The organism is Enterobacter sp. C4G1 (assembly GCF_052886895.1).
The window spans coordinates 2043116-2057003 of record NZ_JBQVVV010000001.1 but is presented as its reverse complement, the minus strand read 5'-3'; the positions used below and the strand labels follow the sequence as shown (position 1 = coordinate 2057003).

Annotated in this window: 11 protein-coding genes; 7 read left to right on the top strand and 4 right to left on the bottom strand. The window is 51.1% G+C overall.

Annotated elements, in window-relative coordinates:
* Positions 1–25: 25 nt before the first annotated feature.
* Complete coding sequence (locus ACT9TW_RS09860) at positions 26–1090, bottom strand: quinone oxidoreductase family protein (RefSeq protein WP_446492251.1); 1065 nt, start codon at positions 1088–1090, stop codon at positions 26–28.
* Between the two features lie 87 nt (positions 1091–1177).
* Between ACT9TW_RS09860 and ACT9TW_RS09855 the strand changes: the two genes are divergently transcribed.
* The 7 genes from ACT9TW_RS09855 (at position 1178) to ACT9TW_RS09825 (ending at position 10538) form a co-directional block, all read left to right on the top strand.
* Entirely contained in the window at positions 1178–2287 is a 1110-nt protein-coding gene (locus ACT9TW_RS09855) for an AI-2E family transporter (protein ID WP_446492250.1), read from the top strand.
* Positions 2288–2408: 121 nt separating this feature from the next.
* Complete coding sequence (locus tag ACT9TW_RS09850) at positions 2409–4193, top strand: diguanylate cyclase (RefSeq protein ID WP_446492249.1); 1785 nt, start codon at positions 2409–2411, stop codon at positions 4191–4193.
* A gap of 21 nt (positions 4194–4214) precedes the next feature.
* On the top strand, positions 4215–5120 hold the full coding sequence (locus ACT9TW_RS09845; RefSeq protein ID WP_446492248.1) for an alpha/beta hydrolase: 906 nt from the start codon (positions 4215–4217) through the stop codon (positions 5118–5120).
* Between the two features lie 222 nt (positions 5121–5342).
* Positions 5343–6251, top strand: coding sequence for a helix-turn-helix transcriptional regulator (locus tag ACT9TW_RS09840; RefSeq protein WP_182059758.1), 909 nt, complete (start codon positions 5343–5345; stop codon positions 6249–6251).
* A gap of 3 nt (positions 6252–6254) precedes the next feature.
* Positions 6255–7100 carry a hypothetical protein gene (locus ACT9TW_RS09835; protein ID WP_166717185.1) on the top strand — a complete coding sequence of 282 codons (846 nt, stop codon included), beginning with the start codon at positions 6255–6257 and terminating at the stop codon, positions 7098–7100.
* A gap of 8 nt (positions 7101–7108) precedes the next feature.
* Entirely contained in the window at positions 7109–8551 is a 1443-nt protein-coding gene (locus ACT9TW_RS09830) for a hypothetical protein (RefSeq protein ID WP_446492247.1), read from the top strand.
* 715 nt (positions 8552–9266) lie between these two features.
* The gene (locus ACT9TW_RS09825) at positions 9267–10538 is read left to right on the top strand and encodes a glycosyltransferase family 4 protein (RefSeq protein WP_446492246.1); all 1272 of its coding nucleotides are present in this window, start codon (positions 9267–9269) and stop codon (positions 10536–10538) included.
* A gap of 74 nt (positions 10539–10612) precedes the next feature.
* Here ACT9TW_RS09825 and galE read toward each other — a convergent pair whose 3' ends face one another.
* From galE to ACT9TW_RS09810, 3 genes are all read right to left on the bottom strand, one after another.
* Positions 10613–11629 (bottom strand): UDP-glucose 4-epimerase GalE, encoded by a 1017-nt coding sequence (gene galE, locus ACT9TW_RS09820; RefSeq protein WP_182059754.1) that lies wholly within the window; start codon positions 11627–11629, stop codon positions 10613–10615.
* Between the two features lie 70 nt (positions 11630–11699).
* On the bottom strand, positions 11700–12635 hold the full coding sequence (locus tag ACT9TW_RS09815; protein WP_182059753.1) for a glucosamine inositolphosphorylceramide transferase family protein: 936 nt from the start codon (positions 12633–12635) through the stop codon (positions 11700–11702).
* Positions 12636–12887: 252 nt separating this feature from the next.
* Positions 12888–13853, bottom strand: coding sequence for a LacI family DNA-binding transcriptional regulator (locus ACT9TW_RS09810; RefSeq protein WP_182059752.1), 966 nt, complete (start codon positions 13851–13853; stop codon positions 12888–12890).
* Positions 13854–13888 lie beyond the last annotated feature (35 nt).

Here is a 13888-nt window from a genome sequence, read left to right as displayed (position 1 = left end):
GCGGCGGGTCATCGCCGCTTTTATGTCAGAGTTGAACCACAATCGACCCGATGGCCTGGCGGGAGGTTAAACGCTGATAACCGCATTCAAAATCAGCCATCGCCACGCGGGTGTCGATAACGGGTTTCAGTTTACCCTCTTTCACCAGGACCATCATGTCCTGCAATGCAGCGTAAATGTCATCATCTTTTTCTGCGTGCAGGGCATAGCCCACCAGCGTTTTTTCTCCGGCAATAATGTCGAAAGCATCGACGGCCAGCGACTTACCGGCGGTAAAACCAAGCGATACCACGCTACCGCCTGCACGCACACTCTGAAGAAGCTTACCGGTTAACGCACCGCCAACCGGATCAAAGGCATAATCGGCCCCTTTCCCGTTCGTCATCTGGTGCACTTCTGCCGCCAGATCCTGGTTTTCCCCAACGATGATAACTTTCTCTGCTCCCGCCTTATGGGCTGATTCAGCTTTTGCCTGGGTAGAAACCAGAACAATGGGAACGGCGCCACGCGCCAGCGCAATCTGTACCAGCGCATGACCCACCGACCCCGTAGCCCCGGAAATCAGCACATACTGACCTTTTTCAACCTGCACCGATTTTGTCATCGCCCGGAACGCGGTCAGGTAGTTGACGCTCAGGGTGGCTGCCTCATCAAAATCCAGAACATCCGGTACGGCAAACAGCCGCCGGTCCTCCACTAACACCCACTCGCTGAACAACCCATCCTGCACAATCCCCAGCGTATTGCCGCCGTAGATCCCCACTTTGGTGCCGGGCGCGAAAAGGGCACTCTCTTCAATTGTCCCGGCCCCCTCGTTACCCAATATCAGGGGCGCTTTTGTGCCGCCGATGCCCTCCTGGCGAATGAAATTTGAAAGTTGGTTGATGGTGGCGGCGCGCATTTTCACGACGCTATGGCCGGGTTTTACCGCCGGTTTTTCACGTTCTTCGATTCCCATCTCAGGGGGCAGGCCGAATACCCGGGTGACAATTGCTTTCATCATATTCTCCACGTCTTCACTCTTCAGTGCGCAAATCATGCCGCTGAAAATCAGGGCTGAGAAGAACGCCGGGATGTCATGACTATCCATATTGATGGACAATCCAGACAGACGGCATTGGTAAATCCCGTAAACGGTTCTATAGTCGACACTGTTTCTTAGTTACAGGATCAACTGATGCGATTTAACGGACTGACCAAAGGTTTCTTTCTTTTCATTCTCGCCCTTGTCACCTGGGCCTTCTTCGATGTGTTGTCGCCTTACTTTTCTGCGATCCTCTGGGCCGCGATCCTGACCATCATCTTTAACCCGGTAAAAAACAAGCTGCGCGCCGCGCTGGGCGATCGTAACGGGCTGGCGTCGCTGCTGACCATTGGCCTGATTTGCCTGATCGTCTTTATTCCACTGATGGTGATCCTCTCGTCGCTCGCCATTGAGCTGAACGTGGTGTACACCAAGCTTCAGCAAAACAACACGCAGTTCCCGGAAGTGGTTGCCAGCCTGTTTGCCCACCTGCCGGGCTGGGCCAGCGGCTTTCTCGCCGATCATAATCTGGATAACACAGCGCAAATTCAGAAAAAACTCTCTGATGTGGCATTGCAGGGCGGGCAGTATCTGGCGGGGAGCGCATTCCTGATCGGCAAAGGTACATTCGGCTTTGCTATCAGCTTCGGCATTATGTTGTATCTGCTGTTTTTCCTGCTCAAAGACGGGCCGTATCTGGTACGGCAGATCCTGGATTCCCTGCCACTGACGGATTTTGCCAAACAACATCTGTTCGCCAAATTCGTCGGCGTGTCGCGCGCCACGGTGAAAGGCACAGCGGTTGTGGCGGTGGTTCAGGGGCTGCTTGGCGGCATTGCGTTCGCAGTTGTGGGTATCGATGGCAGCGTGCTGTGGGGCGCGCTGATGGCATTCCTTTCCCTTGTGCCTGCAGTGGGATCGGCCATTGTCTGGGTGCCCGCCGCTATCTTCCTGTTTGCCACCCACCAGCTGTGGCAGGGGCTGTTTATTGTCGGTTTCTTCGTGATTATCGTCGGGCTGGTGGATAACATTCTGCGCCCGTTGCTGGTCGGCAAAGACACCAAAATGCCGGACTATTTGATCCTTATCTCGACACTTGGCGGTATGGAGCTTTACGGCATCAACGGTTTTGTCATTGGCCCACTGATTGCCGCCCTGTTTCTCGCCTGCTGGAATCTCTTCTCCGGCCGCGACCATGAAGGTAACGCCGAGGAGCTGGATCCTGACTTTATTGAAGAAGGGAAAAGCCCTCCAGATTTATAGTGTATTGACGATAACGATCACACCAGACGGCTTTGCGCCGTCTTTTTTTTCGCGAGAAATCAGCCGTTTTCTATAATTTTTAAAGATGCTATCCCACTTAAGTCGTAAAAGGATCTAACCGGTGAGAATTGCCACGATCACTAACTGGGCATACGGTGCAACGGTATGCCTGACCATCGCCTCTGGCATCGTCATGCTGATGGCTTCAAACGCAGACACTGTCGAGCGTCAGGCCGTCCTGCAACGACAGGTTTTTGATCAACTCACTGAAGATGTTGAAACCGATGCCTGGGCGTTATCCGACTTAGCCCGGCTGTATGTCGTCAAAAAAGAGCCGCAAATACTCAGTGAGTATCGCCAGAAAGAGGGGTCGTTACAGTCCATCGATACCCGGCTGTCCCGGCTGAAAGACAATGGGGCGACAGGGGAGGAGCTGGCGATATTGCATGAAGGGTTAAAGATAATTGATGAACTACAGGACGAGCAGCAATCAGCGATAGCCAGCGTGGCGCGCGATGAAACCCCGCAGGCCGTTGCGCTGTTGTACGGCGGGCAATATGAGCAGGAGCTGGATCGCGTTCAAAACCAGATTGACCATTTCCGCTTGCTGCTGGACAAACGTGCCCGCACCGCCGTCGAGGATGCCACCAAAACATCCAAAACCCTGCGCACGCTGTCTGAAATCATGGTAGGCACCACCGCCCTGCTGTTTTTGTTTGTGCTCGGGTTCATCTTAAAGCGCCGCGTGCTGCGCCCGGTTGTGCGTCTGAGCGATGTGGTGCATCGCCTGGCGTCTCAGGATTACGCCGTCGAAACGCCCAACTTTAACCAGATTGATGAGATTGGCGATATGGCGCAGGCCATTCGCATATTCCGTGAAAACGGCCTGGCCCGACAACGGCTGGAAAAAGAGCGTGATGCTGACTGGGCCATCCGTGAACTGCTGGCGCGCATGACGCAGCGGCTACAAGGCTGTGAAAATTTCGCCGATGTGATTAACGTCGCGGAGTTGTTCGCGCCCAATATTGCGCCGGGCATCGCCGGGCGGTTATACATCCTCGATCGCGATCCATGGCAGATGCGCTGCGTGGCCGAATGGCTGTCACCTGAGGGCAAAAATACGCCGTTCCACCCGGATGAATGCTGGGCCGTGCGTCGCGGCCAGAGTCACCCGCCGGTAAACGGCGAGCCGGATATCTCCTGCTATCATTTGCCGGAGTCCAGCCTGAATAACACGCTGTGCGTGCCGCTTATCGCCCAGGGCGAGGCCATTGGCTTACTCTCTTTCCAGAACATCACCCCGGAAACCGCCCCTTCCCGGGCGTATCTTGAGCTGATGGCTGAAGCGCTTGGGCTGGCGCTGGCAAACCAGCGACTGCGCGATGCGCTGCTTGAAAAAGCGTTGTTCGACCCCCTCACGGGCTTACGCAACCGTCATCATCTGGAAGACACGCTGCGCACGCAGGTGGCGCAGGCCATGCGCAACCACGAGCCGGTAAGTTGTCTGATGATCGATATTGACCACTTCAAGAGCATTAATGACCGCTTTGGCCATGAGGCGGGAGATCAGGTGATAAAAAGCGTGGCTTCAATTGTTCAACGCGCCGTGCATGACGGTGGGATGGCCTTCCGCTATGGCGGGGAAGAGTTTCTGGCGATCTTGTCCGGGGCGAATGAAGAAGTGGCCCAGGCCTGCGCAACGGACATTTTCAATTCCGTGCATGAGCTGTCGCTGCGTTACGGGCTTTCTGAAATTGGCCCGGTGGATGTCTCTATCGGCATCGCCAGTTATCCGCAACATGCCCAAAGCGACAGCCTGCTGCGTGCAGCAGACGTGGCGCTGTACCGCGCGAAAGAGCTTGGCCGTGCCCGCATTGTCAGTTTTGGGATGCTGGAGACGGGCTGAGCGTCTTCAGGAGAACCCTGCATGAACCGTCGCCACTTTTTGATGGGATTAGCGGCCGCCGTTGCCCTCCCCCACCGGGCTTTTGCCGCTATCGCACCACAACAATTTACGGAAATCCCACTCTGGAACGGCACACCGCCGGGCGGCGGCGGGCCTACAGGGCAGCAGATTGCATCGCCTTCTGGCGCAATACGACACATTGCGGTACCGAGCCTTAGCGTACTGGCGCCACCCGCGCCCAACGGGCATGGCGTGCTGATTGCCGCAGGCGGCGGCTATAAACAAATCCAGACCGGTAAAGAAGCCCTGCCCGCCGCGCACTGGCTGGTCGCTCGTGGCTATACGGCGTATATCCTCACCTATCGCCTGCCCGCTGAGGGTTGGCACGACGGGGATCGGGTGGCCTTACAGGATGCCCAGCGGGCGCTGCGCATTATCCGCCAGCGGGAGAAACAGGTCAGCGTGCTCGGGTTCTCCGCAGGCGGGCATCTGATGGGTATGGTGGCTACGCGGCCAGACTTTCGCACTTATACCGCCCGGGACGAGATTGATGAGCAAACGGCCAGGCCCGATCGTGCCGCGCTAATTTACCCGGTTATTACGCTCGAAAAACCGTACACCCATACTTCAACCCACAAAATTCTGGTTGGGCCACACGCCAGCGCCGCAGAAGAAGCTGCGTGGTCGGTACAGAACTTTGTCTCACCCGATACGCCGCCCTGTTTTATTGTGCAGGCGAAAGACGACCCACTTTCCGATCCGCACAACTCACTGATCATGTATGACGCCTGTGTCGCAAACCATATCCCGGCAGAGCTGCATCGCTACCCAACGGGCGGGCATGGCTTTGGCATGGGCCGACAGGGAACAGAAACGGTTGCGTGGCCGGGTGAGTATGCGCGCTGGTTGAATACGAAGCCTGCGTAAAAAACGCTCTTTTCTCTCGCTTTCTCAGCGAAATATTGAGCTTGCCATTATCAGGGGCATTAAAAGCAACATATTGACCACTCTCGATAATTTTCCTTAAGAAATACATCCGCGTTGCCGATACCTGATCTCCAGGCGGCAATTAACTCCGCCAGGTTCTTTCTGACATGACCTGTCAGGAAGCGACTGTAACCTTAAGGAAAAATTGTCAGGGGAGCACGCATGAGCGGACACGAGGTCATGGTTCAACGGATAACCGTCATTATTTCGACGCTATATCAGTACGGTTATGTCTCACGCCAGAAATTGCTGGATGAATTCAATATCAGCGAGCGTACGCTGTATCGTGACCTTAATCGCCTGGGCGACCGAATCATTCATGATGGTAACGGTATTTACAGACTGTCCCCCGCGTATGCCAGGCCCCAGACCCTCAAAGAGTTGCAGAACCTTATCAGCCTGCTGGGCATGGAGGAGCTAATTCCTGCCAATAAGCTCATTCTCAAGCCTGATTTAACCTCACTCAGCATCCGTACTCTGCCCGGCGATCCCGACGCTAAACGTGCACTGGAAAATAACTTCAGTCTGTTTGATAAAGCTATTCGCCAGAACAGCATTTGCGAATTCCACTATAAAAATACGCTGCGCACCGTTGCCCCTTATCAGCTGATTAATATCAAAGGCGTGTGGTATCTCGGTGCGGTCGAGAACGGCAACGTGAAGGGATATCAGCTCAGTAAAATCCGCTGGCTGAATCTGCGATCTGAGCATTTCACCCCAGAGCCGCACATCGCGAAATATTTCGCCGAAGAAGATGACGTGTGGTTTTCCCTGGATAAGCAGACGGTGCACATCAAAATTGCGGCAGAAGTCAGTTATTACTTCCAGCGCCGTAGCGTGCTGCCCGCGCAAAAAATCCTACGACAAGAGCCGAACGGCGATGTGATTGTGCAGACCGAGATGGCGCATGAAAACCAGCTATTTCCGTTACTTCGATACTGGTTCCCGAATCTCACCATTATTTCTCCGGTTAGCCTGCAACACCATTTTATCCAGAAGCTGACTCAGCAGATGGCGGAAATGGGATCACAGGGTAACGGGACACAATTAGACCACACAGAGCAGGAATAAATCATGTTACGCGGAACAGAAAAAAAAGAAGCATTAGAAAGCCTTTCCCGAGCCAGAACGCGTTATGAATCACAGGCAACGGATACCCAGACTGCCATCACCGACCTGTTTTTACTGCGCCAGAAGTGCAGCAAAGACCTCATTGCGCGTGGCGAGCACTTCATCAACCGTCTGGCGAACACGCCAAAAGAGTTCGATAAATCCTGGAGCGAGCTGAAAGCGGAAATCGCTGAGTTCGACGATGTGGTCGAAAAGCTGGAAGAAGAGTATCGCGCCTCCCACGTGGGTAAAGGCACCGCCGCAGCGGGTGTTGCCGTGGGTGCTGGCGTAGCGGCGTTTGCCCCTACTGCGGCACTTGCGATTGCTACCACCTTCGGCACGGCCTCTACCGGCACGGCCATCGCCACCCTGAGCGGCGCTGCGGCAACCAATGCCGCCCTGGCCTGGCTGGGTGGCGGTGCGCTGGCAGCAGGCGGTGGCGGGATGTCCGCGGGAAGTGCGCTGCTGGCGCTCGCAGGGCCGGTCGGCTGGGGGATCGGTGCGGTGGGTATCGCGGGCGGTACCTTACTGGCTCGCCGGAAAAACGGCAAAATCATCGACCAGGCTCAGACCGAAGAGCGCGAAGTGCGTTCGCAAACCTCAAAACTGCGCATCGTGGAACGCAGCGCTGAAGAGCTGAAAACGCTGACCTCTGAACATTATCAGGGCACTGAAGGCATCGTGGATGTACTGGAAAAAACTGCCCCGCGCGATTTCAGCCAGTTTAATGCGAATCAGAGAGAGCAGCTGGGTGCATTGATTAACCATATCAATGCCTTGTCAAAACTGATCAACAAGAAAATCCAGTGATGGACGGGATGAAAAGTCATACTCCGGTGGGCGATCAGCTCATCGGCAGTGCGGTAAATGCCCTCAACCAGGCGCGTATTGACGATGAGATTTTAACGCTCTCTCAGCAGGATATTGCGTTTGAGCTGGCTCGTGAACAGATGCAGAAGGTGCGTGATTTTGTCGCCTCGCCGGGCAATATTCTCGGCAGCATGAGCACCAAACATGGCGAAATCGCCGAGCAGGTTGAGGTGGCCGTGCGCAATTCTGAGCAGGCTATTGAAGAGAGACTACAGGATGCCTCGACCTTTCGCGCCACGTTTGAGGGAGTGGGCCGCACCGCATCGCAAGATTATCTGATTGATGGCCTGGACGTTCAGTCCAAATTCATTAACGGCACCAACAATAACCTGGTGCATGTCCTGAAGCACATGGAAGCCTACCCCAATTTCGGCAAGGATGGGGCGTTCTACCATATTCCGAAAGATACCTGGCAGGAGATTCAGGACGTTCTCGACGGCAAACCCGTTGAAGGACTTAAATCGAGCACAATTGAGGCCATTAAAGCAAAAGTCGCTGAAATTGAAAGGCAAACGCAACGTCCTTTTGCCGACGTCGTGCGTCCGGGGGTCTCTGACTACAAGGATGTGCAGCTGGGTAAAATCGACGAGACGCTCGACAAGCACGATCAGGAGCTTGCCAGACAGAACGACACGAAACGCGCTGAGATCATCGATGATCATCAGCCTTCGCTGGCCGAAGGAATGCGCGCAACGGCGATGGGGGCCGCGGTGGGTGGCGCCTTTGCGCTAGGTACCGGGATATACCGCAAATACCGAGACGGCAAAAATATCTTCAGTGGCGACTTTGATGCCCAGGACTGGCAGGACGTTGGGCTGGATTCGTTGAAAGGTGCAGCTGTCGGTGGCGTATCCGCTGGGGCTATCTATACCCTGACCAACTACGCGTCGATGGGAGCGCCCTTTGCCAGCGCGCTGGTCACCGCGACCAAAGGTGTGGCAAGCCTTGCTCTCTCTTATCAGCGCGGGGAGATCGATCTTAATGAGTTCACCGACCTTGGGCTTATCGTCTGCGCGGAGTCGGCCATCGTCGGCGCCATGACCGTCGCGGGACAGGCGTTGATCCCCGTGCCGGTACTGGGGGCGCTCATTGGTTCGATTTCCGGGAAGTTTATGGTCACCGTGGCCAAAAGCCTGGACGGTAAAACGCGTCAGGTGTTGCAGGCTCGCATGGATGAGTTTGCCCGCCGGTTAAATGCTCTGGAACTACAGGTGCTCAACCGTATCTTGTCCGAATTTGCCGCCCTGGGTGAACTGACGGCGGCTGCCTTTAATGTCGAAAATAACCGTCAGTTGCTGGAAGCAAGCATCACGCTTGCACAGGCACATGGCGTTGAAGACGATAAAATCATTAAAAATGTGGATGATCTGGATGCGTTTATGACGGCGTGATGCCGGGATAAAGGTGTTAAATCAGAATACTAAAAATTAAAGCAGCTCCATTTGCAATGAATGGGGCTGTTTTATCTATAAATTAAAGGTACGCAGTCATCTTTATCGCCATAAATTGTCAATCACCTGAAAGTGTTATTTTCAAACGTAGATATTTTTTATAACAGTAGGCTTATATGCAGACAGTCTTAATTAAGGGGCAAAAAAAGTATGATAAGCAGGTTAGGCACTAATACATTTTCATTATGAACCCTCACCCCTACCAAATTAGATATATTTTTACATTGCATCATTACAAAAAAGATCCCGCTTCTTTGCGTATACTGTTGTGTAAGCCTGCTGTTATTGGTATGTTGATTATTATTTATACACTGGAAGCATAGCCGTTTGAACAGACGGATACTGATGATTACATCGATGTTGTATACCTGTTCAATGAATATATAGAAATCAAATGGATTTTTTTCGAACCATTTATCGTGAATGTTCATTGATAATATAACTTTACATTGAGATTTTCGATATCGCACTTTTGCCATTACTTGTATTTATGTGGTTGAAATAATTCAGAATCGGTCGTTGTCGTACAGCTTACAGAGCGTATGACTTAGCTGTACTTTCTGGGGCGACGTGTTAAAAGGGTGATATATCCTGTACACGATCCGCTGAGTCCACAAAACAATAAAATTGTTTACGAACAATCAAGGCAAGCGCAATGAAAATTTTATTAGTGAATAAGTTCTTTTTTATCAAAGGCGGCGCGGAAACCGTTTATTTTCAGGAGCGCACCATGCTGAAACAGGCTGGTGTCCAGGTGATTGATTTTTCCATGCAGCATGAAAAAAATATCCGCTCTGATTATGCGGATTATTTCATCAACAATGTCGATTACCATCAGGAGGGTAATCTGATCGGGGGGCTCAAAACGGCGGTGAATTTTATTCACAACAGCCGGGCCTGTAAAAAAATGCAGGCGCTTCTGGAAAAAGAGCGCCCGGACATCGTCCACTTCCACAACATTTATCACCAGATGACACCGTCGCTTATCAAAGTGGCGCGCAATTTTGGCTGCAAGACGGTCCTGACCGCGCACGACTATAAGATTGTGTGCCCTGCGTACTCCATGCTGCGCGAAGGGAAGGTGTGTGATGCCTGTATCACCGGGTCAGTATTCAACGCTTTTAAGTATAAATGCCAGGGTGGTTCGGCCTCAAAGAGCTTACTGCTCTCGTTAGAGGCGACATGGCAATATATTGCCCAAAATTACCAGGCTCTGGATGTGATTGTTTCTCCAAGCGCCTTCTTACGCGACGTGTTACTGCGTACGTTGCCTCATTCGCGTATTGATGTGATCGTGAATGGCGTGGATGACAGCCATCCCGTTGAAGAGGTGAACGATGACGGCTATATGCTGTACTTTGGGCGCCTGAGTCATGAAAAAGGCGTGGCAACACTGCTGGCAGCGCATCAGAAAATGAAGAATAAGACCCCGCTGAAAATCGTGGGCAATGGCCCGTTGTATGACGAACTGGTTGCCCAGTACCCGGAGGCTGAGTTTTTAGGGTATGTCCAACAAGGTGATGCGCTCAATTCGCTTATCCAGCGGGCCCGGGCAGTTATCCTCCCATCGGAATGCAATGAAAACTGCTCGATGGCGGTGCTAGAAGCGATGTCTTTGGGTAAGCCGGTGATTGGGTCGCGTATCGGCGGGATCCCGGAGCAAATTCGCGACGGAATTGAAGGGATCTTATTTGAACCTAGCAATGCGCAAGATCTGGCGAATGCGATGGATACGCTGGCTGATTGCCAGGAGAAAGCGCGGATTATGGGCTTACAGGGACGCACGCGTTTGAGTGAGGTGTACTCACTGAACAAGCACATGGATTCCTTAATGACGTTGTATACAGAACTTCTGAGCAGTCCGCAGCCTGATTTTAGACCTGGCAGACTGGTACTCGCGAACAACTCTGAAAGACCACTGGCATGAGCAGACCTGTGGTGGGCGTTGCGGCAGACAGTAGCAGCAAGGAACCTGAAAACCAGACTCCTTGCTGCTAAGCATTACACTTTATAGCCATCAGGATTATTTTTTTGCCAGTTCCACGTATCACGCATCATCTCATCAAGATTGTGGGTCGCCACCCAACCCAGCTCTTTACGTGCCAGAGACGGGTCAGACCAACACTCAGCAATATCCCCAGGCCTTCTTCCGACAATCTTATAGCTGATCTTCTTTTGTGACGCTTTTTCAAAGGCTTCAATAAGATTAATAACGGAATAACCGATACCGGTACCGAGATTAATGATCTTATATGCCGCACCTTTATCCACGGAATCCAGCGCCGCTAAATGGCCGGTTGCCAGATCCATCACATGAATGTAATCACGCACGCCTGTACCGTCGGGGGTTGGATAGTCATTGCCGTACACCGACACGCTCCCCAGCTTCCCAATCGCCACCTGGGAAATATAAGGGACCAGGTTGTTAGGAATACCACCAGGATCTTCGCCAATTCTGCCTGATGGATGCGCGCCAACAGGGTTAAAATAACGCAAACAGGTGATGCGGAGCTGCGGCTGTGCGCGTGAGAAATCCGCCAGAATCTTTTCAACCATCAATTTTGACGTGCCGTACGGATTGGTGCAGCCGCCTGTCCGGGATTGCTCGCTTAACGGAATTTTTTCCGGGTTACCGTACACCGTAGCGGAGGAACTGAAGATAAAGTGCTTCACCCCGGACGCTAACATTTCATTGAGTAAAATCTGGGTACCCGTGACATTATTTTCATAATAGGCAAGTGGTTCTTTGATTGACTCGGCAACCGATTTTAATCCAGCAAAATGAATAACATCGGTGATGTTATGGCTGGAGAATATGGTTTTCAGAACATCTCTGTTCAGTATGTTATCAATGTAAACCACAGGCTTTTTCCCGGTAAGCTCTGCGACCCGGTCCAGCGATTTTTGTGAAGAATTCGAGAGGTTATCGATAACAACGACGTCATCACCTCTCTCCAGGAGAGTTAAAACGGTATGTGAACCAATGTAGCCAGCTCCACCAGTAACAAGAATTGCCATACAATCTCCAAATATATTTGGTGTAAACAACTATTGATTTACCAATGCTACTGTCATTAACAGATTGTAATTAATGCCCCCCTGCAAGCGCGTTTTTTCTGTATTTAACCATCAATTTATAATTCACTTTTTTTAGCGCCGAAAACAGACTGAATTTATTAACCTTACTATCATAAACAATATAGTTATCCGTGAAGTTCAACGTATGAACGCCATCGCTTTGATTGATGCCAGAATGTATCTGCTCAATGAGTTCTTCAACAAAGCGGGTAGCATCAAGAGTAATTAACTCTTTTATATAAATGGACTTACCATAGCTTTCCGGCGTGCACTCCTGAGTAAAGAAGTACGTTTTACCATTTACCCTGCAAGGTGCGCCTGCCCCACGATGATACGGATTAGAAATGTGTAGCTCTGGGGTTATTTTCTGCCACGGTCCCATAATATCATTGGCTGTATGGATAACCAGCTCATCATTCATCGTGGTGGATGCCAGATACAAAACCCCATTCAATTCAAAAAGAATGTTATCCGTTAAGGCGATATCAGAGATTAGGACTTTGACCTGACGCCAGCGCACAGGGAAATCCGTGGACTCGAATAAAATAACGTCTTTTCTTTCTGATGATTCAGGGATCATAAAAAGCTTATCATCACTCTGATATAAAAAAGGAAATGATAAATGGCACTTAATGTTATCGAAACCTTCAAGTTTTACATCTTCAAGCTCATCCAGTTCGGCATTCAGTATCCGGCAGCGTAATGTTCCCTGCGAATCCCGAAAGTTCATTGCTTCATAAAAAACGTAAACTTTATCGTCTTTTTCTATAATGAAAGGATCGGCCTGAAACGTATATTTCCTTTTAAGCTGTTTAGTCTGGGTATGACCTAGAATGTCCAGAGTATTAGCAGGGAATGCGTGGGAACGGTTATTTTTGGCAATCAAAATATCCCAGGTTTCATGGAAAAAAAGGGATTTAATCAATCGTTTTGTTTTAGCTCGCATTCGCGCCTGCACCTTTTATCCGTTTAGCAATAGGTGGTTCTTATACGCCAACATTAACAGCCAGTTTAAAACGTAGCCGTTAGTTCATTTTTTGTCCAATAGTAAAAATGGATGTCGGGATGTAAGATACAAGCGATTAGACCATACCACCGCGATCGTTGACCTTAATCAGCCCGGTGGCGATGTGCGAAGACTAGCCCTGACATTGTAATGTGCTCATCAGTGAGGAGGGGGTGACAGGGAGTCATTCCCTCAAGTCACCACATCTGATACCGACGACCTGACTACGAGCCGGCCGGTTAACGTGCGCCCTTCTGGTGCAAAAACAGAATGTCCATCAATGAGCGATTTAATACGTTTAACGCACTCTTCAAGCAACTGCTCTACGGGGTAGGCAATACAGGTCAACGGTGGATAAAGCAAGGATGCCATCGGTGAATCCTCAAGACTCACAAGTGATACTTCCTGAGGTATGGCAATATTAAAATCACGTAGCAAACGCATTGCTTCAGCGGCATATCTGTCACGTTTGGCAATGATTGCCGTGTACTTCGTAAAGCTATTAATCAACGTAAGCAGTGCCTGCTCAATATTGTTGTTCGCCATCACGAGTAACTGGCGATTAAACGGCAGAGAGTAATTCTGTAAAACGCTACGATACCCCTCCAGCATCTGCTTGCTGGCAACATCATCTTCAGTTTCCATCAGCAGAGCAATATTACGATGCCCTTTTCCCAGCATGTATCGACAGGCACTTTCTGTGGCAAACGCATAGTTGTAGCCCTGGTTAACGCTGCCTGTTGTGGAAAAGTCATCAAACGAGATCACATTGCTGGCAACTTCACTGCCGCATTTGCCCAGGGTTACGACAGCTACACATTGATGCTGAAGACTTTCAATGGCAGCCTTTTGCTCAGACGCATCGTTAACATATTGAATGATAAGAGACTTATTGAGTGATTTAACTGCAATCGACAACCGCGGCAACAGGGTTGCGCTAAAATCGGCTTCATGTGCGGGAAGTACCATACCGACCTGATTTGACGTATTGCTCGCCAGATTTTGCGCAGCAAAACTGGGACGGTAGTTGAGTTCTTCTACCGCCCGTAAAACTGCCTCGCGGCTTTCTTCACGAACGCCACGTGTCCCGGTCAACACACGGGAAACGGTAGCCCGGGAAACATTGGCTAATTTTGAAACGTCGTCAATGGTTGTCATGGTGTCGTCTGTATAGCTATTTTCTCCCTATAGTA